Below are 22612 nucleotides of genomic sequence, written 5' to 3'. Positions count from 1 at the left end.
TGGGACGGCGGGGTAGCCACCGTCCTCGAGGGAACGCAATCGAAAGGTCAACGGACTGGCTTTAGTGACCGTGGTTGTTCGAGTGTCCGGCAGCCGCCGTACCCGACTCAGCCTCGGCAACGACATGCCCGGTTCCGTTTTCCGGCTCGGATCTGGGCTTATTGAATCCAAGGAACCACTTGAGGGCCGACTGCACGAGGCTCCCCTCATGACGCGTGGCCGCGAATTGGTTCGCAAGCGTTTGCGCCATGCCCGCGTAAGTCGGATAGGTGTGGGTGGTCGCGGCAAGATCGCCCAGGTTGAGGCCGTTCTCCATGGCCACCACGAATTCCTGGAGAATCAGGCTCGCCTGCTCCCCAACGATGGTGGCGCCGAGGATCTTGCCAGACGGGGTCACCATGACCTTGGCGAACCCCTCGGTGCGGCCGTCGATCCGAGCACGATCGAGTTCGTCAAAGCGGGCGTGGAAGACTCGGGCGTCCGGATGTTGCTCGAGCGCAACGGCTTCCGTGAGGCCGACGGTCGCCACTTCGGGATCCACAAAGACGGCCCAGGGCAACGCGGTGTAATCGATCTTCTTGGAGAGGCGAAGGACCGCGTTCTGATAGACCACCGCGGCCTCGCGCTCGGCGGCGTGCGTGAACTCGTGCTTGAGCAGCACGTCGCCAATCGCATAAATCCGCGACGACCGAGTGAGCAAGGATTCGTCGACCTCGATCCCGTGCTCGGGGTCGGCGTGAACCCCCACGGCGTCCAGGTTCAGCCCCTCGACATTCGCCAACCGACCGGTCGCAACCAACAGGTGGCTGCCCGAGACTTCGCCGGTCGCCCCCCCTACCCTTTTTCGCCAGGAGCAGACGGTCCGGCCATCGTTCTTGGCGGCCTTGGTGACCTCGACCCCGGTGTGGAACTCGATCCCGTCGGCGGCAAGCCGGGCCTGAACCTGGTCGGAGACCTCGCGGTCCTCACGCGGGAGGATTTGATCGGTGTCGGCCAGGACCGTAACCTTGCTTCCGAGTCGGGCGAACGCCTGGGCGAACTCGATTCCACTGGGCTCCGCGCCGATCACGATCAGCGTCTCGGGGAGCGCCGTCAGGTTCCAGAGCGAAACGGGATCAAGGTGGCCGACTTCGGCCAGGCCCGGAATCTTCGGCACCGCGGCGCGCGAGCCGGTGGCAATCACAAATCGCTGGCCGTTGATCCGAGTTTTGCCGTCGATGAGGACGGTGTCATACGCCTCGAACGCGGGCGAGCCGCGAAAGAGGTCGATCCCCTGGGCTTTGAGCGAGTCACCGCTGCCCGCGAACTCAGCGACCAGAGCGCGGACGCGAGCCATGACAGCCGGGAAGTCCACCTCGGGGGCGGCCACGCGAATTCCGAATCGGTCCGCGGTCCGGATCGCATGGACGAGGCGGGCCGCTTCGATCAAGGCCTTGCTCGGAACGCAGGCGGAGTGGGTGCATTCGCCCCCCAGCTCGTTCTTCTCGATCAGGGCAACCTTGGCGCCAAATCGAGCCGCCATCGTGGCCACGCTCAGGCCGCCCGAGCCTCCGCCCAAAACCACGAGGTCATACATCGGTTGGTCTCGAAATCGAGGGTGATCTCTGGCTAGTGGCCAGTAGTCATTGAAGACCCAGCACTATACACTCTGGTCATTTGACTGACCACTCCCGACCCCTCCAACCACGGTGAAACGCGGTGATGTCCAAGAAAGTCGCGGTGTTCTGGCCGGGTGACTATCGCGCGAAACCGAACGAATGGGCGTTGCCGCAGTCGCGGGAAACGACCGAGCAACTGGTCGCGGCCCTGAAAAAGGTCGGACGGACCCCCTACCTGGTCGAGGGCTACCTGACCCGGCCCGACCAGTCGATTGCCAAGCTCGGGCCGATCGACGACCCGATGGTCGGCGTCTTTGTCCACTGGACCTATGCCCCGCATACGGTCGACGGCGTGGTCGGCAAGGACAACCCCCTGCTGCTCGCCTCCAACTTCTCGGGGACCTGGCCAGGGCTCGTCGCCCTCCTGAATACCGGGGCCTCGCTCGAATCCGTCGGCCGAGCCTCGTCCCGGGTCTGGACCGACGCCCCCGACTGGACCGCCGACGCCGGCTTCATGGAACGGCTCGACGAGTGGTGCTCCACCGGCCGGATCGCCTATGATTCCAGCGAACTCCACGACGGCCCCGTCGTGGCCGCCGACGCGACCGCGATCGCCGAGCAAGTCCTCGCCGAGATCCGCCGCAAACGCATTCTCGCGCTGATGCTCGGCGATACCTCGATGGGGATGATCAACGGCTATTTCGGCCCGAGGCTGCTCTACCCGATCGGGTTCAGCGAGCACAAGGTTGACCAGGCCTGGTTGATCGAGCGCACCCAAAAGGTCAGCCAGCAGCGGGTCGACGACGCCTTCCAGTTCGTCCAGGATCGCGGCGTCACGTTCCACTGGGGAGAGTCGGACGCCGTCGACTTCACCGCTGAATCGACACGTGAGCAACTCCGCGGCTACCTCGCCGTGCTCGACCTCCTGGACGAGTTCCAGGCCGACTGCCTGGGCTGGCAGTACCAACTGGGTCTCCTGAACCTCCTGCCCCCCAGTGACTTCGCCGAAGGCCTGCTGAATTCGCACGCACGTCCCGAGGGGAACGGCCACGTCGTCATCACGAGCACCGAGGCCGACCAGGGAAACCTCGTGCCGATGGAGTTGATGAAGCGCGTCCTCGAAGCGAAAGGACTCGCGGGCTCCGTCCTGTTCCACGACGTCCGCTGGGGGGCCGAGCACGACGGGCGCTGGCTCTGGGTACTCCTCAACTCCGGCAGTTGCGGCGCCTATGCCTTCAACCAGGATATCGCGAGCCTGAAGGGTGTCCACAGCTATCGTCAGCCGGCCGGCTACTTCCCGGTCGCCGGCGGTACGTTCGCGGGCGAAAGTCTTCCCGGCCCGATCACCTGGGCACGCACCTGGATCGATCGCCAGGGGGAACTGGTCATGGATCTCGGTCGCGGCGAGTCGGTCTCACTTCCCGACAACGTTCGCGAAGCGTGGTGGGGCGGAACGACCCGTCAGTGGCCGTTCATGGCGGCCGACCTCGGTTGCTCGAAAGAGACGATCATGGCCCACTATATGAGCAACCACATTGCCGTGGCTTATGGAGACATTTTCAACGAAATGGTTGCGCTCAGCCGATCGCTCGGGTTCAAGCTCCGCGTCCTGTCCACGGGCCAACCGGCCTGAGTCGGCTGGTATCAGCGGAAAGGCCCATCGGTCCGAATTCGACCCGGCATCGGGGGGCGGCCACCACGGCCGCCCCCATGCCGGCGGGCTCCTCCGTAACGCCCATCGTGTTGGCGATTCCAGGGACCACGGCCCCAATCGTGCGAACTCGGGAAACGAAAGAACCCGTTGACCGCTTCCTTCGTACCATCAGGGGTGTTAAACTCGACTTGCCCCTTGAGCCAGACACCTTTTCATTGATCGAGAGCCGCACACGGGGGGGAAATTCCGACGATGGGACCCGTGGTCGTGACATGTGATGGGTGCGGCGTTCGAATACGCATCCCGAAGCCTGAGGCCGCACTCGATCGGCAATGCCCTCGTTGCTCGACACCGCTGGTCTCCGCTCTCACAAAAATTCTGGAAGCCGAGACGCCTCGCGACCCGATTCTCGAGATTGAACTCGACGGTTCGCCCGAACCGCCTCGGCTCGCGAACACCCCAACCAAGGCTTCGGGCGTCGGCCTGCTCGTCGCCTGCAGCTTGGTCTTCGTGGGGTCGGCCCTGATGCTCGGGCTCTGGCTCGCCTGGCAAGGCGAGCTGACCCTCGTCTCCACTCCGGAACCGACCCGCCCCCCGGCACTCACGGTGAGCGTTCGGAATCCCTCGGAACCAGGGCGGGTTTGCCCCGCCGAGAACGCGGTTCCACCGGCCGTGGCTCGGACCTTGGTCGCTACGACCACACCAGCAGCGACAGCGCCCGAGGCGAAGCTTGCGGAGGGCGAGGTGACTCCGCCGGCGCCAAATCCGCTGCTCGTCGCTTCCACGTCAACCGAGCCCCTGACGGAACGAGAGCCAACACCGGCGACCGTCCTGACTCCCGAACCGATCGAGCCAAAACTCCAGCCGACCGCCGAGCCACCCTCCCCGCCTCCTGCTCCTGCGCCTGCTCCCGCCGAACGGCGAGAGAAACGGGTCAGGATCCGCACGAAATCCGGCGAGACCGTTGTGGCCCGCGTGCATGGCCAAGCCGACGGCAAGACCTGCGTGCTGCTTCCTAATGGCGAGCTCGGATTCACCACCGGGTTGGCCGAAACCGACGAGCCGTTCCACCCCGCGACCCGCGCGCAAATCCAGCAGGAGTTGACCCAGGCCGGCCCCTTCGCCGAATTCGAGGTGCTTCAGTCCGAGCACTACCTGGTCCTCTACCAGTCGTCGACCCCGTTCGCCGAGGCGAGCATCAAGCTCCTCGAGAACCTTTATGAGAACCTGTCGGACGCCTTTCGGAAGCGAGAACTCCCGATCCACGAGGCTGAGTTCCCCCTGGTGGCGATCATCTTCCAGACCGAGAAGCAGTTCCGCGCCCATCAGCCGGTCGACGCCGACGTCCAGGCCTATTATGAGATCCTCTCGAACCGGATCTACCTCTACGAGAAGTCAGAACGTGACCAGCAGTCTCCCGAAGTCGCCGCGCTCCGCAAGCCCCAGACGGTTGCCCACGAAGGCACCCACCAGATCCTTCAAAACATCGGCATCCATCCTCGCTTAGCCGCCTGGCCGCTCTGGCTCGTCGAAGGCTTCGCCGAGTACTGCTCCCCCCCCACGATGACCCGCCGAGGCGCCGCCTGGGGAGGGCTCGGCCAGGTCAACCCGATGCACATGGCGACGATTCACGACCTGGACGATCCCGCCTCGCTCTTCGTCAAAGGAGCCGAGCGCCAGCGCCTCGGTCGCGATCGCCGCAAGCCGTTGGTCGAATACCTCATCACCCGCGCCTCGCTGACCCCCACCGACTACGCCCTCTCCTGGGCCTTGACCCACTACCTGGCCATGAAGAAAGGCACCGAATTCCTCGCCTTCATCCGCACAATGAGCGCGCTTCCCCCGCTTGAAGAGCGAACCCCCGACCAACACCTGGCCTCGTTCCGCGACGCGTTCGGAACCGACCTGGCGAAGTTGGACAAGACCGTCGCCGGCTATCTCTCCAAACTCAAGTTCGACCCCCTCCCCTACTACGCCGTCGTGTTCGAGCAGCCGATCGCGGGCAACCAGATCCGTCGCGCCACCATCGTCAGCCAGTCGCCGTCGATGATCCGCCAGTGGCTCAGCCAGATCAACGACTCCAACGGCGGCCAGTACTCCTGGGATGTCTTCCCGCATCCAACCCGCGCCCGCGCCCAACTGGCCGCCGAGCAGTGGATCAGCAACCACTAACACAAGCTGATATCGAGCCCTTACAACCGTCAACCAAAAGTGTTCGCCGAAGGTCCCCAGGACCTCTAGCCAACATCACGGTCGATGTGTAAGATAGGGGCGACTGAGAGAAACGGCCACACGATCGCGACCCTCGTACCCGCAAGGACGCGATGGCCCACCTGTGGTCCACCACGGGGACGTAGCTCAATTGGGAGAGCGCCTGGTTTGCAACCAGGAGGTTGAGGGTTCGATCCCCTTCGTCTCCATTCGACGTAAGTCAAAGACTGAACAGAATTTGCCCTCCTGCCATCCCGCAGTCAAAAGATCCCCTAAATCTTTGAAGCCGTAGTACCAGATACTCGCTTTGAGGAAGAACGGGATCTTTATATCCATTCCAATTCGCAGTCCGTCGTACCGCCAATTCAAGCCGAAAAATCTAGATGTCTTCCGAATCGCAGGACGTGGCATTTTCCTTGGCAGGTGCATGCTTCAGGTGGCGTTTTCATTTCCGCTTCGGGACATCTACCTGAATTTCCCACCCGATTCTCTCCGGGTCCGATCGCTCGACGATTTCGGCGGCTCGCTCCCGCGGCCTACGCGGTCTTCCGCTCGCTCTTCACGTGGGCTTGGACCCGGTCAGACCTCTTCAGGACAACGCAATCCCGGTGCCTCAGGCCCCCGCGCCCAGGCGGAGGCGCACCCCGATCCTCACCCCTCAGCCGGGAGGGGCTTCCCCGCCGCATTTGGCTGCGTCTTGTCGGTTCAGCACCTCTGGATCAAATCACTACCTACTTGATCGGCGATCGCGTCACCGGCGGCATCTCCCCGCGTAGATCTGGACCGCTGGGCGATGAACCCACCCGGCGGATTATCTCGACGGGAATGACGCATGGCCAGGCGAAGGGGCGTGGAGAAACGAACGCCAGGCGAGATGCCATCGGTCGGGGACGCCAACGCCACGGCAACTCCGCCCCGCTCTTTCTTCAAGGAGTTGCTTCAGCGCCTCCTGATCGCCGTGTTCTGCATCGGCGTCGGCTACGCGCTCTGGGCCATGGGCCGGCATATCCTCAGGACGGGTGAGTACAACTACACGCTGGAGACCTCCAACGGTGAGCAGGGCGCGCACCGCCGAGTGTCCCGCGAGACGGTCCACGCCACCGGGAGCTGGGCGCGGGAGCAGGCTGCCGGCTTCCAGGCGGCGGGCGTGACGCTGGCCTACTGGGGCGTGCTCATGCTCCTGAGCTCGGCCGGGCCGTTCACCAACCCCCTGGTCTGGACCCCTCCGCGCCTCGCGATGCTGGCCGTCTCGCTGGCTGGATGCCTGGCAACGGTCATTGCTTTCTTCCCGCCCTGGCGCATCGGCCGGTCGATGAGCAGCAATGCCTTCTACATCGTCGTCGCGTGCTGCCTCTACCTGGGGACGATCCGGGACCGGTCGCGGCTCAAGGCGCACAGCCTGAAGGTCTTCCCGGCACTGATCTTTTCGGCCGTGGTGGTCGGCGAGTTCTCGTCCGGATATGCGGTTGGGATCATCCTCGGGATCTTCGCCGCGCTGGTGCTCGCCTTCCACATCCTGATGCTGATCCCCGCCGCCCGCGCCGAGCTGATGAAGCCGGAGTCGTGACCGGATGGGGAATCCCGCTTGCGCAGCCAGGCCTGCCGGGCGAGCATGGCGGCGTGGCGTCCTCCTTGTTGGTTGCATCCTAATTCATGGGCGGAGACAACCGGCGAAGGGTCTCATGCCCCCTACGAACGAAGGAGGAATACGAACAACATGAGGCTGCCCACCCCCAAGAATGAAACTCCGATCAAGACCGCTGTCAGTGCCCCATGAGTCATCCCGACGGTCGTCCGGTAGGGATCGTAACTGTCGCCGAAGTCGCCCTGGATCAACTTCGTCGAGGCGGGACGCTTCAGGCGGATGCGGTAGTCGTCGAATTTCTCGACCAGCACCCAACCGCCGCGCCGCTCCTCATCGAGCACGGCCCGGAATTTCGCGGGATTGCGGAACCTGGCGGTATTGGCCCGGAGGATCTTAAATTCCCATCCCTCCGCTAACTCGCCCGGATTGTAGGGGGTCATCTCTTCTTCCTCTCGCCTCATCATCTCCGCCGCGATCGCGATCGCGGCCGCGGCGGCTGCACCAGATCCGGCACTCATCGTCTTGCCCTCAGCGTGACGATCGATCATGTTCCCCGTGCATTCGCTCGCCTCGTCCTTTTATCGCAGCCTTTCGGCGATTGTCGTGTTGACGGAGCGTGGCCGGGGTGTGCCGTCTGATGATCGCAACCGACTTGTTACACCCGCTATCCAAAACACCTAGCGCGTCTGGCGAAGATTTGGCGAAGACTGTGGCGATGCGAGTCCCGGCTGACCGCAATCAATTATTGAACCACGCAGCTCGCTGCGCTGGTATCGGAGGAAGGATTTATCACTTCAGGTTGGGATAGGGATTATCCGCGGTTGCCTTTTGGAATGGGCTGCCCCAATACCGTGCCCAGGCCACTCCTATGTCGAAGCCGTCCATACGGTCCAGCAGGAGCTTCGCCGCGTTGAACGGCCCGCAGGGATCGTCCGAGACCGAGCCAGCCGAAGATTCGGCCAACATGGACGCAACGACGGCGGCCAGCCATTCGGCCGACGACTCAACCTTCAGAACTAACGGGTGTTCGCCAACCGGGCTCACGTCGAACACTTCATCGGGGCGTGATCGCTTCTGGGCATACAGCTCGGTCCATTCGCGATCGGCCGGATGTTGCGAGTCGCCTTCGGTATCACAATTCGCGTCATCTCCCCAGACGAAGGCCAGTACCAGGCGGTAATCCGGCCGGGGACCACCCGGTAGGACGTAAAGTTCTGTCATGACAAATGCTCCGCCGCCGCAGGAGTGCTGAGTCAACGTCGCCAATCCGCAACAATCCACGTTCATCTCTACATTTGCTTGACATTCTGGTTGCCGTCTGAAGTCAAACAATACCCAATTCACGATTCACGATGGAAGTCACGGCTTCATCGAACCTCCGCACGCCGAATTCACCTTTTTCTTGATCGCGGATACCAACGGTCCGTCATTGGCCAATCCCGGCATCCCGGTCCGTGACCTCAAGACGAGAGCAGACGGATAGCGCCGCCTCGTCAACATGAGACCGCCTGCTCCTTTGGAGAATCCGTGGGAAAACCTTCTTTTCCGCCGCTCAGCGCATCACCCGAACAAAGCGAGACGGGGATTCCGCGAATGCCCCGCGAAGCTGCCTGATCGTGGCGGCCGCGATCACGAGCAACGCGAAAGCCAAGGTGTTTGGCTCAGGGATCGTGGTGGGAGTCAAAAGATACATCTCTCTGCCGAATGGTCCAGCTTGGCCGTACGACACGATTCGTCCCTGGCCATCGATCCCCACCGCCCGATCCAACACGATGCCGGTCGCTTTTGGGATAAGATCGTTCAGGTCCTGGAAAACCCCCTTGTCGTAGAGGAAGGCATGATCTCTCCCGTCCAACGACTGGACCGCCCCCACGACCTGCGTGGCGTTGTTCAAAGCCAACGCGATCCCTTGCCGTCCAAGCGGATCGAGGACGACCGGAGAAATCCCCTGGCCAGTTCTCCAGATGACAGGCTGTTCGCCAGTAACGGGGGGATATTGCCACGTCTGCCAAGAGCCAGCTACAATCCCTTGATTGTTGATCGCCATGGCATGCGACCCGACTGCGGTATCCAGGAATCGGGCCGACCCTGACCCCGGCAACTCATTGTCGGGAACGTAGACGTAGGCCCCCCCGGGCCAGGAGTGATATCCAGTCCCCACGGAGACACCCAAGTCATTGCTTGAGGTCGCGGTTCCGAGGCTCCACCAGTCACGGGATGATCCGGGAACGGGGATACTCACGTTCACTGAGCCGAGATCGCGATTTCCTTCAACGGACGGATGAGCCCATTCATCGAACGACCCTGACTGAAAAGCCGCTGTGTCACCGGGGGATAGGTAGCCGAGATAACTGGGGCCGCTGCCAAAGTTCACCGAGCCAAGCAACGTGACTGAATAGGTGATCGGTTCGGCCTTTACCCAGCCTCCCAATATCGAAGAGAGAACGGCCACCTGAAAGAGACGATAAGGAAAGCGCGAGCATAAACTCATTGCCGTGTCCTCCTTGACTTGGGTGTTCCGGCACAATTGATCCGTGGGTGCACATCGCCATCCGTGCTTGCGGCGAGGAATCAGCATACTGAAAACTTACTCCGTTAACAAGAGGGGCACACCCGCCAAATCCTTAGATGAACAGGCATAGACAATCCTCACTCAACATCCCATGAGTCGGTCACCCAAAGACCTCAAGACCACGGGACTGAATCCCAGAGTGGCAGGGAGCGTCGGCCCGAACCTCTACCCCTGCGTGCTCGCTGAGGTGCGGGCCGACATAAGGTCCCCACTCGGTGTCTTCCACCTCACCAAAGGAGGTCAACAAGCGGATCCAGGTCCCCGTGCCTCGGACAGTTCCTACGAGCCCGTTCCCGAGCCCGCGACCGTGACGGTCTTCCTGGCCTTAGTGGTGGGCCTCGGATTCCGTACCTTTCGCGTCCCCAAAGCCCCGAATCGCGGTGCGGTACGGGGCAAGTGGCCCCGAACCATTCCGAAGCCTGAGCCCCTCCGCAACAAAGCCGCCCCGCATGCGAGAGTTAGCGAAATCTCCGTCGCACATGAAGCGGCTCATCCGACCTGGAGCCTATCCCAAGAGCGATCGCTTCACTCGTTCGGCAAAAGAGAACCGACGCCCTCCACCGATGATCGATGCCTGCCGGTTGCCACGCGGAGCCATGCTCGAAACCCGTGTGCGAACGCCTTGGTCTGGGCGCACGGGTTCCGAGTGTCACCCCCACACTTCGCGCACGGGCCGATTCTCATTCGCCGGCTGAGATCGGTTCTGATTCCGCGGGCAGTGCTCCAGGAATGCGGGTATCCTCGTCAGGAGTGGGAGGATCACTCGGGTCGTCCACCGGGAACGTCGCCTCGTTGTCGAGCGTCGATTTCCAGGGACCACTCGAGTTCCCACCGACGATGAAACGCCAATGCAATAGGGGAGCGCACCCGGTGACCAAGGATCAGATCAAATCCACCCTGGCTCTGACGCTGGAAGATCATCAGCTTTCTCGGTCAGAGCGCGAAGCGTTGTTTCAGGTGTTTGAACCGCTCCGCGATGCGGTGGAGCCGCTCGAGCTGCGCCGGCTCGCGTTCGAAGTTGCTCGCGATGCGCTCCGGGATTCGAGCGACGGCGGGATTCTCGCGTGGCTCGAAGCGCTGTGCAAAGTGCTCGATCGCTTGGAGCCGAAGACTGAGGTGCGGGTGGCGGAGGCTTATTTCAGCCCCCAGGATGAGTGTTGGCGACGGATTGTTCACTTGCTCGACGGAGCACGTCAGCACGTCGATATCTGCGTGTTCACGATCACCGACGACCGGTTGTCCGAGGCCATTGTGGCGGCCCATCGCCGGGGCGTGGCCGTGCGCGTGTTGACTGATAACGAGAAAGCGGAGGACGAAGGGTCGGACATCGATCGATTGCACCAGGCGGGGGTCCCGTTGCGGACCGATCGGAGCCTGCATCACATGCACCATAAGTTTGCCCTCTTTGACAACCGGTTGCTCCTGAATGGCAGTTATAACTGGACTCGAGGTGCCGCGCTTTACAATGAGGAGAACTTCGCCGTCACGGACGAGCGCCGGCTGATCTCGGCCTACATCAAAGCATTTGAGCAACTTTGGAACCGATTGAGCTGATCCTGGTCACTTGGCTTGCTCCTTACCTGAACATCAACACAGGATAGCGACACTCGAAGCGAGCCGTGGGCTTCGTTCGGGCAGGCTCGCCGTCGGGCGTCCGGGCGCCCTGGGCAACTCGGCGATGTTTTCGAGAAAATTTCGAGATGGTGCGATCGCGCGCCCCCTCTTTAGGGTCGGACGGGATGAGTGACGTCTGAGGGAGGCCAGCGCATGGCGAGAGCGGCATTGGGAACGGCCTTCGAGCATCTCCGGTACATCTTCGGGGCCGGCTCGGTCGCGGGGCTGGGTGACAGAGAGCTGCTCGTCCGCTACTCCGGCTCGAACGACGAGGTGGCGTTCGAGGCCTTGGTGAATCGGCATGGACCGATGGTCCTGGCGACTTGCCGGGCCGTCCTCCGGAACGAGCACGACGTCGAGGACGCCTTCCAGGCCACCTTCCTGGTGCTCGCCAAGAAGGCAGGCTCGATCCGCGGGGGCGACGCCCTCGGGGGCTGGCTGCACCGGGTGGCCTACCGGGCCAGCGTGCAGGCCAGCGTCGACACGGTGCGAAGGCGCAGGAAAGAGGCGGAACTCTCGGCGCTGGCCCCCGCGAACGGATCCCGTCCCGGACCCGAGACCGACCACGAATGGAAGCCGATCCTGCACGAGGAGATCGGCCGCCTGCCCGAAGGCCAGCGCCTTCCGGTCGTGCTCTGCGACCTGGAAGGCCTGACCTACGAGCAAGCGGCCGAACAACTCGGCTGGACGGTGCCCACGCTCCGCTGCCGGCTGGCCAAGGCCCGCCAGCGTCTGGGGGGCCGGCTGACCCGCCGGGGCGTCACGGCCCTGGCGGTCGGAACCCTCCTGGCCCCGCGCGGGGCTTCGGCTGCAACCGCCCCGGCGACCGTCTCGGCCGCGCTGGTGCGGGCGACGGTCGGCGCGGTGATGAGTGGGTCGGCTTCGGGCAGCGCGTTGCTCCTCGCCCACACCCTTCTGAGAGGGATGCTCATGACCAAGATCAAGCTGGTTTCGACGGCCGCCCTCTTGGCGGTCCTCGCCCTCACCGCGGTGAACGTGATCGCCGTCGGCGGCGGGCCTCCACAACCCTCCTCCGAGCCTAACCCGAAACCGAAACCACCGGCCCAGACCGCCAAGGAAGAGCCGACGGGCCGGAAACCAGCCGAGACAGTCGAGGTCCGGGGCATCATCGTCGCCCCCGACGGCCACCCTGTGGCAGGAGCTGCCGTGCGGGGGGCCTTCTTCGATCGCAAGGCCGCGACGCCCCAGGCGACCAGTGGACCCGACGGTCAATTCACGATTCGCCTACCGAAGCCGGACTGGCGGTGGGCCGGGTACATGGCCAGTTACCCATGGATCTTCGCCTCGGCCCCCGGCTTCGGAATCGGCTGGACCAAGGGTGTCCTCCGGGCCGATCGCCCCGCCGAGCAGGTGGTAAAACTCATTCCGGAAGGGCCGCCGATCGAGGGGCGGGTCATCGACCTTGAGGGCCGGCCCGTGGCCGCGGCCCGAATCAAGCTCAGCCGGATCTTGTTCGACGAGAAGGGCGACCTGACCGGCTGGATCGCCCGGGCCCGCAACGGCGCGGAGGGTAATCTCTGGCAGGGGCTCAGCGACCTCACGCTCGACAAGCTCCTGGCCATCGAGACCGTCACCGGACCCGACGGCCGGTTTAAGCTGACCGGAGTCGGCCGCGACCGGATCGCCGACCTGCTCATCACCGGACCGGGCATCGCCACGACCCCGGTCCATGTCCTGAGCCGGGCCGAACCGGAGCTCCGCATGGCCGATCGGATGGGGATGACGCCTGTCCCACTCATCGTCCATGCCCCGAGGTTCCAGGTCGCCCTATCACCAACCAGACGGGTCGAGGGAATCGCCCGCGACAAGGACTCCGACTCGCCCATCGCCGGTTTGGAGATCCGTGCGGCCGTATTCGATAAACATAGCCTGATCCAAGCTGAAGGGATTGAAGCCACCACCAACGCCGAAGGGCGCTATCAGCTTGAAGGCCTGCCCAAGGCGGCGGCCTATCGCCTGATCATCAAGCCGAGCAAGGGCCTCCCCTACCTCATCACCACATTGAAGGCCCCGGCCGACTCGCCCGCCTTCGAACCCGTTGCCTTCGATTTTCGACTCAAGCGGGGCATCTTCGTGCGGGGAAAGGTCACCGATAAGGTTTCCGGGCGGCCAGTGGCCGGTTACGCAAACTACTATCCCTTCGCCGACAATCCGCACCTCCGCGACTACGCCGGCGTGTCCCCCAGCCACGAGCAAGTCGCCTACTTCGACTCCGAGGGTCGGTATGAGCTCGTAGCCCTGCCGGGCCGCGGGCTCATCGCCGTCCGGGACGAGGAAAATCGGTATTTGCCGGCCACGGGGTACGAGGGAATCAAGGGGTATGACCCGCAATCCCAAGCGTTCCGGGCCACCCGGTTTCTCCCGGCTCGCAGCTACACCGTCATCGCCGAGCTTGACCTGGCTCCCAATGCCGGGGACACGACCCGCGACCTCCAGGCCGACCCGGGCCGGTCGGTGGCCGTCGAGGTGGTCGGGCCCGACGGCCAGCCGGTCGGCGGGACGCAGGTCAAAGGAATGACCGAGATGTTCGCGACAGCCCCCTATCCCCAGGACTCGGCCCGCTTCGAGGTTCACGCCCTGGACGGGAAGCGACTGAGGCGGATGGTGGTCGCCCACGAAAGCCGCAAGCTGATCGGCTCGGTGCTTCTCAAAGGGGACGAATCCGGCTCGATCGTTATCAAGCTCCAGCCCTGGGGAATCCTCACCGGCCGGATCGTCGACGACGAGGGGCGTCCCCGCAAAGCGATGTTCATCACGAGCCCCAACGGCTCCGAGAACCCGCACCCCGAGACCGACGATATCCTCCCCGGCAGCGACTGGAACTCGGGCATCCGGGTCGGCGACGACGGCCGGTTTCTGGTCGAAGGCCTGGTTCCCGGCGTTCAATACAGCGCGGTGAGTCGGACCGGGTTCGAAGCCTTCGGCGACCTCTTCAAGAACATCATCGTCGCTCCCGGCGAGGCCATGGACCTTGGCGACCTCAAGGTCCAGCCCCCCAAAAAACAGGAGGACTGAGACCTCGGAACCTCGATTCCGCCCATCGGCCCCGGGACGGAATCGAGGTGGTTCGCCCACAAGCGATCATCGGGCTCGAGAGTTCGGGTCCGGGGGCATGTCGACGATGGCCCGAGGCATCCAGGTCGATACGGAAAGCGGCTGGGCGACAACATCGGGTTTGCTGGGCTTGCCATGGGACGCCTGGGCGGGAGCCGGCTGACCGAACCTTCGTTCAAAGAGGATCTCTTCGGCCGCTCGCTCTCTTGAGGTGACTCCCGGCTGGGGGTAGAGTCCGCCGGCCAAGATCAGGAGGGAGAGGGTCAGGACCGCGATCCGTTCTCTCAGGCCGATCCCCAACGAAACTGTCGACATATGTCGCGTTCCGGTGAAGAGCAAGAAATAGGCCCGCATCACGGCGATCCCATTCAGCGCGGCGGTGGTGATCACGGCAATGCCGACGTAGGAACTAGCCTCGACGGCTCCATCCACGAGCAGCTCGGTCGAGATGAAGCCGATCGTGCAAGGGAAGCCGACGCTGGCCAGGCCGGTCAAGAGGAAGCAGACGGCCAGCGTGGGAGAATGTTCATAGAGGCCGTGGTAGTGGTTGAGCGAGAGCCGGCCGAACCGGGCTTCCAGAGCGCGAAGGGTCAGGCCAAACCCGCCGAGGGAGAGAATCACTGAGAACCAGAGGCAGAGCGAACCGGTCAGCGAGATATCGGTGTTCAACTCGAGGCCGATCAAGACGAGCGACGCGTGGCTCAAGAAGAGGTGCGCGAAGAAGCGTCGGGCTTCCGTCTGGATGGTCGCCATTCCCGCGGCATACACGGCCGACACCAACGCGAACAGCCCGACCAGGGTCAGGATCGAGTCCGGCGCGATCGGCATCAGGAGTCGGACGGCGGCGTAGACTCCCGTGAGCGGCGCGACATAGAGCAAGGCGATCCCGAGCGAGGCGTGCTCGAACCAGTCGGTCAGCCAGCAGTGGGCGGGCACCGTGCCGCAACGAATCAGGATCGCGGCCAAGAGCGGCAGCGTCGCCCACCACGCCGCGGGCGCCTTGGACGGGATCGCACCACCAACCAGGCTCCAGCCTAGGACGAGCAAGCCGACAAACAAGGCCATGTGGATCACGTAGAGCCGGGTCGGGCGGCCGCGATGGAGCAGCTCCACATACGGAAAGACCGTCGATACGGCCAGCAGGCCGATCAGCGTCCAGGGCTCCTTGCAACTGAACGTCGCCAGTCGAATGGCCTCGGCCGCCAGCGACCAAGAGAACGAAAACCGGCGCATGTGGTTTCGGGACGTGGCCATGGCGGCCAGCAAGTGGAGCAGTGCAATCGAGGGGATGAGCGGTGCGCTTAACTCATCCATCCCCAGGACCTGGCGACCGAAGAGCGACGGCTGGAAACTCCAACGCCGGAGCATCTCGGGGGTGACCCCCATGGAAAAGGCCAGCCACGCCAGGGACGCACAAGCAAACGAGAGGCCCATAAAAACCAGGCCCCATTGATATGCCTGATTGGGATTTCTCAACCGGCTGATGAACGGAGAGCCGATCAACGCGATCGCGATCGCCAGTTCAAGCCAGGGGAGATGAAGAATATTCATAATTGTTCTTCGATGGTTCCAAAGTGAGGCTTCACCTGATCGGACTCACGCGACGCCACGCCGGAGAGAAAGTCGGTCCAGCGCCGCTCGAGCGCATCGCACCAGCGGAACGCATGCACGAACGGAGAGACCACGTAAGTCGATAAAATCGAGTCGAGCTCGCCTCGATCGATCGCGAACCGGTAGAGCCAGTCGTGCTTGGGGCTGGTTCGCGACAGACCCCAGACCATCCCGGTCTGCGGCAAGCGGTCGCCGATCGCGTTTTCAAGCGTCCGGTAATCCTGCAGCAACGTGGGGGCCCGTACGAACTGGAGCGTCCGCAAGCTGGCGTGGCCAATCAGGTGGATCAGGGCGAGGTAACGGAACCCGAAGCCGATCTCGGCGACGATGATCCCGACCTGCGAGAGCGAGGCGAACGACAAGGCCGACTTGATGTCGGTCTGCACGCTGCCCACCAGGTAAGCAAACAGGGCGGTCCCGAGCCCCAGGATCACGACTACCGTGGATAAGACGATCGAGAGGTCGAGGAGCGGGCTGACCCGGAGCAACAAGAACGCCCCCAGGTGAACCGAGAGCGCTCCGTAAAACACGGCGCTCGACGGAGTGGGCCCCTCCATGGCTCTCGGCAACCAGCCGGAGAATGGGATCAAGGCCGACTTTCCGGCGGCAGCGATCAGCAGCAGCAGGCCGACCAATAACGCCTGGCTGGCAGCGACCGACGAATGCTCATAGGGCCACAGCCCGGTTCCCAAGAGCTTATCGAAATCACCTTCGCCACGCAGGTGGTGCATCACCACGGCCGCCAGCAACAGTGCGGCATCGGACACTCGATAAATCGTCCAGACCCAGAGGCCGTTCCGTGAAGGCGAAGGCCGTTCATGAAAGAACGCGACCAGCAAGGCGGAGGAGAGCCCGACCAGCTCCCAGCCAGCGAACAACGTCTCGATCGTGCCGGCCAGCGCGGTCACGACCATGCCGAGCACGAAAATCGCGTAGAGTACGAAGAAGCGGTTGAAGCCCCGTTCGCGGTGCATGTACTTGGTCGCGAATGACCCGATGGTTCCCGAGAGAACGAACGAGAGGATGGCGAACGGCACCGAGAGCCGGTCGAAAACGAACTTCACGGAGAAGTGGTAGTGACGAGGGATCGCCACCCAATCCCCGAGCGGGATCGCGACGTCACGCGTTCCCAACGCCAGCATCAACGCCAGGACGGCGATCGCCGCCAGTAGGCCGGACACGATCGCAATGTGCACCAGCTTGGAGGTCGTCTCTTCGGCCAACGTCCAGTTCAAGAGGGACGAGACCCCGAGAATGATCGTCAACAAGAGGGGTGCGGCGACGACGACCAGACCCAAAAACATCAGCAATTGCTGGTAGTCCAACATGGGTTCCCACCTCGATTCGAAGGTTCAAACTTCAGGCCGAAGGCTGGATGACGGCGAACTCGAGATGGTCGCGCCAGCCGCGGTACCAGTCGACGGAGGAGGGAGCCGTGGGCAAGGCCAACGACTGAGGTTGGTAGAGGTGGAACTCATCGTTCTCAAAGACGTAGATCTGACGCGACTCGGGGTCGATCACCGTGAGCTGGATCCAGCCATTCCGGCAGAACCGGCCGATCCCTTCGTTGCGTTCGATGATCTTGAGCATCGATTCGGGCGTGGTCTCGAGGATGAACAGCGAGCGAACCGGCTCGTGGATCTCGACCATCTGCCAGGGCAAGCCGGTCCGGAGATCGCTCGATGGGCCATCCATGACCCCCAGGAGGGCCGCCAGATTGTGCGGCAGCTTGCTCCCGGCCCCGTAGCCCTTGTTGTCGACGTGCGAGAAATAGTACTCGAGGTTGATCCCACCGCAGACGGGGAAGACCGCCTGGAGCACGCGCGTCAGGATCGTGCACTCCGCGTCGTCCTCGGTGGGGTCGTACGACGTGAGGAAGGCCCGCCGGTCGAGAAAGAGACCGCGTGACCATTCGCGACGGCCCACGATGGTGATCGCGTTCGTCGCGTGCCCGAGCTCGGGCCGGGTTTGCGCCAGATCCTCGGAGCGTTCCTCAACGTGCTCACGGGCGGCCGTGTACGAGAGCGAGAGCGGCGCCGACATGAACCGCCGACAGCGCTCGTGAGCGTTACGGTTACAAACTTCTTCAATAATCTTATGCACCGCCGCGAATTCTTGCTGATGCGATTCGGGGAGGCGGTCGAGGTCGTAAAAGGTGACCGACTCATTGCAGGTATTGTGATATCCGCCGACGACCACCGTCTCCTCGGGCAGCGAAAGGCCCCGTTTGGCCATCCCCTCGCGGACCCGCGGATCATTCAAGATTTGCGCCATGGCCCGGGCGTTCGGGCCACCGGCCGCGCCCCCGCAAGCGCCACAGTTGTAGGCCGAGTTGTGGGGATTGTTCAGGCTATCCGACCCATGCCCGAGCAGGATCACCAGTCGAGCGAACCCGGTGGTCAAGCCGATGTCCTGGAGTTGACGTTCGCCTACCTGGATCATTTCTTCAAGCGTATAACCGACCTGGCCGTTCTCGGCCCCGGCCGCCGGTTCGACGCGTTCGATTTGCAGCCGGGTAATCGGTGGCGTCCGGACGATCCGTCCCACCATGTGGCGGATCTTGGCGGTGAGTCGCGGGAAGAGGATCCGCGCCACCAGCGGGAACGTGGCGAGCACGCCGACGGCTCCCGAGAGTAACGCTCCCAAGGCGAAGCTGCGACTCCCGACATGGAACTGGTGCGAAGCCGTCCCCAAAGCGCGTCGGGTCCGGGCGCGGCGGCGATGCGACTTTCCGAGCTTGTCCCCCACCTCTTCGGTGACCCAATGCTGGGGCCGGATCACGACCGGGCAGAGCGGAACGAAGTGCGCGTCCGCCGCGCCACGATAATACATCGCCACGCCGTAGAAACCGGCCGCGCCAAACGTCTCGACCGAGGGGGCCAACTCTTCGAGGTGACGGCGGAACGATTCCTCGCGTTCGTCCAGGCAGCACGCCACCTGAAACGACGGTGCGACCGGGCGGCCGAACGATTGCCCCGCGTGCACGGTCACGGCGTCGAGAGTCTGGGTCCGGAATCGCTGTTCATAGGCCAGATGAAAGATCCGCCGCCGCTCCAAACTGGAAAACGTCTCGATCTCCTTGAGCAAGATCGTCCATTCCGCTTGCGGCATTCGATTGAGGACGTCGGGCGAGAGGCCGAAGACCTGCGCCAGTTGGAAGACGAGGAAGGCCCGCTGCTCCACACTCGGAGGCCAGTGCACCTTGATCTGGCTTCGGGCATAGTCGCGAAGTGCGTTCAACGGCCCGCGGAAGCCGAGCGCGTCCTTCGCGGTGTCCGCCAACGCAAAGCGGTCGAGGATCAGCCGCACGGCCAGGAATTCGACGAGGCTTCCCGCGGGAATCGGGTGAACGGCTCGATCCCCGCGCTGTTCGAGTTGGAGCACCATCCCGCCCCAACCTCGGAGCGCGAGCAGGGTTTCTGACAGGAACGGTTCCCACTCCTCGTCGGTCACGCCGAGAATTTCGAGCGATTCCTCGATGGATTCCAGAGGTCCGACGCCACGATCCGCAAGCTGTCCTAGCTCCTGGGCGAGGCCGCGGAGCCAGCGGTCGGGGGGTCCCTTCGGCTGTCGATAGAGGTTGCAGAAGGCACGATAGAACCCCTCGTCGCGCCGGGGCAAGGGCCAGTGCGCCAGACCTTGATCGAGGAACGCCGCGCAGTAGCGGATCAGGAGGTCGTGGACCAGCGAGTCGGCATCCGCGCCCGAGGCCTCGAGCAGGAGGTCGCGATGGCGAACCGGTGGAATCGGCGGCGGCGTAAACGGCGGCAAGTCTCTCACGCCGTCGCAGCAGACTCTCCAGAGTGCTTGAAGTGTGAACCCTTCCCAGTCATCGTCACTCCAGTTCTCGATCGTCGACTCACCGAAGCGGTCGAGGAGTTCCTTGAGACTGGCGGACATCCGGCCAGGCGGGGTGCCGGTCGCGGTTCCGCTCCGACTCGGGTCGCTCCCGGTCCGCAGGTCGCGCACCACCCAGCGCCTCGTTTCCGCGATCAGGCGATCGCGAACCGCCGAGGAGGCCTCTTGCCGGACGCGTCGGAGCGCATTCGCCTCGGCGACGTACCAGACGAGTTCCTCGGTCGGGCCGGTCCGAAGCGGGTACTGGAGCATCGCCAGGTGCAAGTCGAGGAGCGTACCAAAGCAGGGAATCGGCGCTCCTGCCCGGGCTCCCAGGTCACGTTCGAGCACCTCGCGTAAGTCGGAGAACCGAATCCGGCCCCGACTCAGCTCCTGGCGATAGCGTTCTTTGGAGAGATAGGGGTGACATCCGAAAATATGAGCCGCTTTCTTGACGGCTTCATGGAACGGCAGTTCCTCGAATGCGTGCAGCGTATTATGGTGAATAAAAACCGTGATCGGTCCCTGAGCCGGAAGCAGGTGCGAGGCATGTTCGATGGCCTCGTTCAGTTGAGTCAGGCGCGGGCTCCGATCCTGGCTTTCCTGCGACGTCTCGCTATGAGCAATTGAGGCATGCATAGCCACCAGCGCACTCACTTGTTCCTGAGATCAGAAAGAACGGGGGAATGACCTGCCGGCAGGGGGGAGAACAGGCGGATTGATCCACCGAAATTACTGCGCATCGACGAACGTAGGAGTCGTCCACGGCAGACCATCCGAGCGTGGGGGGGAGGGAGAGGAATACCCTTCGGTATCCCGTGGGCCTCTCGACCGATTTACGCCGTCCTCCGGAAGATCCGTCTCGCTCGCGAATCGAAGGCGAACACCCGAGACGCGTCTGTCTCACGCCTGTCCCAGACGCTGTCGGCCATGAGAAGGCCTTGCCAACAGTCAACCAGGAGGGGGGGAAACATGGTTGAGCCTGGCGAACTGTCAAATGGATGATAAGGAACTTTGCTCAACCTGGCAAGTCAGGGTGACGAGATCAAATGGCTTTTGCCCAAGTCGCTCAGCCTCGGTACTTTATGGGAACCTGTGATGGGGCCGCTCGGAGATCGTCTCCGAACCCTCTTTTTTTGACCACCCGGTTGATCACCGTTCGCTAGAGTTCCTCGATGTGGCGGCCGGAAGCCGAGTTGACGGACCTGGCTCCCGGAAACTCCGATCGCCGATACAAGGAAATGAGTGAATCATGAATCTCCAACTCGAAGACAGGCTTGCCCTGGTCACGGCCTCTTCCGGAGGGATCGGGTTTGAAATCGCTCGTGCCCTGGCGGCCGAAGGCGCCACGGTCATCGTCAACGGCCGATCCGCGGCCACGGTGGAGCAAGCGATCGACCGGATCCAGAACGAGTTCCCGGGAGCCCAACTCCGCCCCTTGGTCTCTGACAATGGGACCGCGGCAGGGTGTGAGGCGACACTCAAGGCGGTTCCCGAGCTTGACATCCTGGTCAATAACCTGGGGATCTACGAGGCTGTCGGCTTCTTCGATGAGACGGACGAAGCCTGGCTCCGGCTCTTTGAGATCAACGTCTTGAGCGGTGTTCGCCTCTCTCGGAGCTACCTCAAGACGATGCTTCAGAAAGGGGCGGGGCGGATTCTCTTCATCGCCAGCGAAGCCGCACTCAGCCCGTCTCCCGAGATGGCACACTACAGCGCCACGAAAACGATGCAGCTCTCCGTCGCTCGCAGCCTGGCCGAATTGACCAAGGGAACGCAGGTCACCGTCAACGCCGTCCTGCCCGGTTCGACGAAGACGGAGGGGGTCACCAAGTTCATCCAGGATCTGTTTCCCAAGTTGTCGGCCGCCGACGCCGAACGGCAATTCATGCGAGAGAACCGCCCGACCTCATTGATCGAGCGACTGATCGATCCCACCGAGGTCGCGGACTTCGTGACCTTTCTCTGCAGCCCCAGAGCCGCCGCCATCAACGGCGCGGCGTTGCGCGTTGATGGGGGTCTCGTCAGAAGCGTCTTCTGAGCGACGCATCGCCGCATGACGGGTCGGCGTGATCGCCGTTGGATCATAGGGTTCGCCGCGACCGCGCTACGAACTCACCAACGAAGCCATCGCTTGGAACCGTTCAACTCCTCCCGGCTCGAGTTGTCATATCGAGGCTCAAGTAACCATCGACCAATCCCTCGGGCCGCGAACCGATCCGGCGATCCAAATGGCCGCATGGATGCTCCACTTCATCGCAGGGATGTTGGATTCACTCGGACTAAGCTCGACTCACGCGTTTTCAAAGAAAAGCATTTGTGATCACCATTGGACGACTGCCGGTTTTCGAACTAAGCTCGATTGTTCGTCCCTTCTCTCCCGTTTGAACGTCAAATCCGTGTCTCCAGACGACCGAATCATCCAAATATCGATCAATCCGCCCCTCCCAATGAACTTCTAGGGATCAGCTCCTGAGCGAACCAGGGATAAATTGATGCTTTGGGAATACTACCGTCTTTCCGTTGATGGACCGAACGTCGAGAATGCCTTGCATGGTCTCGGCCAAAAAGGATGGGAACTCGTCGCGGTCATCCCGGAGACGAGAATCTTCTACGGCTTTCAGTGTTTCCTCAAACGCCCACTCGCCGATAGCCAGTCCCAAGCTCCTGAGCGAACCAGCTACGTCTCGGCGCGGTCGAGTTCCCTGGGGCAGAGTGGTCGGGAGGAGGATGCGCCCGAAAACTTGGAGCCGATGAACTGGACACGTTGAGCCCGGCTCGATTCTCGCGGTGAGACGCCCAGAACGCTGGTCATCCCCAAAAACCGTTCGGTCCCGCCCCGGCCTTTGGCTGGC

14 protein-coding genes and 1 tRNA gene are annotated in these 22612 nt (G+C 63.1%); 8 read left to right on the top strand and 7 right to left on the bottom strand.

Annotation, left to right across the window (positions count from 1 at the left end; all coding sequences use genetic code 11):
- Positions 1–61: 61 nt before the first annotated feature.
- The gene (locus tag BUS42_RS04620) at positions 62–1576 is read right to left on the bottom strand and encodes a dihydrolipoyl dehydrogenase family protein (protein ID WP_074305668.1); all 1515 of its coding nucleotides are present in this window, start codon (positions 1574–1576) and stop codon (positions 62–64) included.
- Between the two features lie 125 nt (positions 1577–1701).
- Between BUS42_RS04620 and BUS42_RS04615 the strand changes: the two genes are divergently transcribed.
- From BUS42_RS04615 to BUS42_RS04595, 4 genes are all read left to right on the top strand, one after another.
- Entirely contained in the window at positions 1702–3231 is a 1530-nt protein-coding gene (locus BUS42_RS04615) for a fucose isomerase (protein WP_074305665.1), read from the top strand.
- Positions 3232–3504: 273 nt separating this feature from the next.
- Positions 3505–5424: a DUF1570 domain-containing protein gene (locus BUS42_RS04610; protein WP_074305663.1), complete on the top strand. Its 1920-nt coding sequence runs from the start codon at positions 3505–3507 to the stop codon at positions 5422–5424.
- Between the two features lie 175 nt (positions 5425–5599).
- Positions 5600–5672: transfer RNA gene (locus tag BUS42_RS04605), tRNA-Ala, on the top strand.
- A gap of 665 nt (positions 5673–6337) precedes the next feature.
- Positions 6338–7030: a hypothetical protein gene (locus tag BUS42_RS04595; RefSeq protein WP_074305661.1), complete on the top strand. Its 693-nt coding sequence runs from the start codon at positions 6338–6340 to the stop codon at positions 7028–7030.
- Positions 7031–7152: 122 nt separating this feature from the next.
- Here BUS42_RS04595 and BUS42_RS04590 read toward each other — a convergent pair whose 3' ends face one another.
- The 3 genes from BUS42_RS04590 to BUS42_RS43485 form a co-directional block, all read right to left on the bottom strand.
- Positions 7153–7566, bottom strand: coding sequence for a hypothetical protein (locus BUS42_RS04590; protein ID WP_074310691.1), 414 nt, complete (start codon positions 7564–7566; stop codon positions 7153–7155).
- A gap of 271 nt (positions 7567–7837) precedes the next feature.
- Entirely contained in the window at positions 7838–8314 is a 477-nt protein-coding gene (locus tag BUS42_RS04585) for a hypothetical protein (protein ID WP_143206246.1), read from the bottom strand.
- 286 nt (positions 8315–8600) lie between these two features.
- Positions 8601–9209 carry a hypothetical protein gene (locus BUS42_RS43485; RefSeq protein WP_159452166.1) on the bottom strand — a complete coding sequence of 203 codons (609 nt, stop codon included), beginning with the start codon at positions 9207–9209 and terminating at the stop codon, positions 8601–8603.
- 1281 nt (positions 9210–10490) lie between these two features.
- Here BUS42_RS43485 and BUS42_RS04575 point away from each other — a divergent pair.
- Positions 10491–11174: a phospholipase D-like domain-containing protein gene (locus BUS42_RS04575; protein WP_074310689.1), complete on the top strand. Its 684-nt coding sequence runs from the start codon at positions 10491–10493 to the stop codon at positions 11172–11174.
- A gap of 213 nt (positions 11175–11387) precedes the next feature.
- Positions 11388–14270 (top strand): sigma-70 family RNA polymerase sigma factor, encoded by a 2883-nt coding sequence (locus tag BUS42_RS04570; RefSeq protein WP_074305653.1) that lies wholly within the window; start codon positions 11388–11390, stop codon positions 14268–14270.
- Between the two features lie 66 nt (positions 14271–14336).
- On the opposite strand, the gene BUS42_RS04565 is transcribed toward BUS42_RS04570, so the two are convergent.
- From BUS42_RS04565 to BUS42_RS04555, 3 genes are read right to left on the bottom strand one after another with little or no spacing between them, the layout of a single operon-like run.
- Positions 14337–15860, bottom strand: coding sequence for a proton-conducting transporter transmembrane domain-containing protein (locus BUS42_RS04565; RefSeq protein WP_074305651.1), 1524 nt, complete (start codon positions 15858–15860; stop codon positions 14337–14339).
- Complete coding sequence (locus BUS42_RS04560; RefSeq protein WP_074305649.1) at positions 15857–17248, bottom strand: proton-conducting transporter transmembrane domain-containing protein; 1392 nt, start codon at positions 17246–17248, stop codon at positions 15857–15859. Before BUS42_RS04560 ends, BUS42_RS04565 begins: the two co-directional genes overlap by 4 nt.
- 31 nt (positions 17249–17279) lie before the next feature.
- A complete protein-coding gene (locus BUS42_RS04555) occupies positions 17280–20396 on the bottom strand; it encodes a DUF2309 domain-containing protein (protein WP_074305647.1) in 3117 nt (1038 codons plus the stop codon).
- A 613-nt stretch (positions 20397–21009) separates the two neighbouring features.
- On the opposite strand from BUS42_RS04555, the gene BUS42_RS04550 reads away from it, so the two are divergent.
- Both BUS42_RS04550 and BUS42_RS04545 read left to right on the top strand, forming a co-directional pair.
- The gene (locus tag BUS42_RS04550; RefSeq protein ID WP_074305645.1) at positions 21010–21798 is read left to right on the top strand and encodes an SDR family NAD(P)-dependent oxidoreductase; all 789 of its coding nucleotides are present in this window, start codon (positions 21010–21012) and stop codon (positions 21796–21798) included.
- Between the two features lie 454 nt (positions 21799–22252).
- The gene (locus BUS42_RS04545) at positions 22253–22528 is read left to right on the top strand and encodes a hypothetical protein (RefSeq protein WP_074305643.1); all 276 of its coding nucleotides are present in this window, start codon (positions 22253–22255) and stop codon (positions 22526–22528) included.
- The last annotated feature ends 84 nt before the right edge of the window (positions 22529–22612 follow it).

It is taken from the genome of Singulisphaera sp. GP187, from assembly GCF_900129635.1.
Lineage (GTDB): Bacteria > Planctomycetota > Planctomycetia > Isosphaerales > Isosphaeraceae > Singulisphaera.
Note: the sequence above shows the minus strand (reverse complement) of the source record. Positions and strands in the feature narration are given on the sequence as shown.

Excerpts from the sequence above, each read along its gene's own strand:
- BUS42_RS04620 (WP_074305668.1), bottom strand. The coding sequence starts at position 1,576 with ATGTATGACCTCGTGGTTTTGGGCGGAGGCTCGGGCGGCCTGAGCGTG.
- BUS42_RS04615 (WP_074305665.1), top strand. The coding sequence starts at position 1,702 with ATGTCCAAGAAAGTCGCGGTGTTCTGGCCGGGTGACTATCGCGCGAAA.
- BUS42_RS04610 (WP_074305663.1), top strand. The coding sequence starts at position 3,505 with ATGGGACCCGTGGTCGTGACATGTGATGGGTGCGGCGTTCGAATACGC.
- BUS42_RS04595 (WP_074305661.1), top strand. The coding sequence starts at position 6,338 with ATGCCATCGGTCGGGGACGCCAACGCCACGGCAACTCCGCCCCGCTCT.
- BUS42_RS04590 (WP_074310691.1), bottom strand. The coding sequence starts at position 7,566 with ATGAGTGCCGGATCTGGTGCAGCCGCCGCGGCCGCGATCGCGATCGCG.
- BUS42_RS04570 (WP_074305653.1), top strand. The coding sequence starts at position 11,388 with ATGGCGAGAGCGGCATTGGGAACGGCCTTCGAGCATCTCCGGTACATC.
- BUS42_RS04565 (WP_074305651.1), bottom strand. The coding sequence starts at position 15,860 with ATGAATATTCTTCATCTCCCCTGGCTTGAACTGGCGATCGCGATCGCG.
- BUS42_RS04560 (WP_074305649.1), bottom strand. The coding sequence starts at position 17,248 with ATGTTGGACTACCAGCAATTGCTGATGTTTTTGGGTCTGGTCGTCGTC.
- BUS42_RS04555 (WP_074305647.1), bottom strand. The coding sequence starts at position 20,396 with ATGCATGCCTCAATTGCTCATAGCGAGACGTCGCAGGAAAGCCAGGAT.
- BUS42_RS04550 (WP_074305645.1), top strand. The coding sequence starts at position 21,010 with ATGAATCTCCAACTCGAAGACAGGCTTGCCCTGGTCACGGCCTCTTCC.
- BUS42_RS04545 (WP_074305643.1), top strand. The coding sequence starts at position 22,253 with ATGCTTTGGGAATACTACCGTCTTTCCGTTGATGGACCGAACGTCGAG.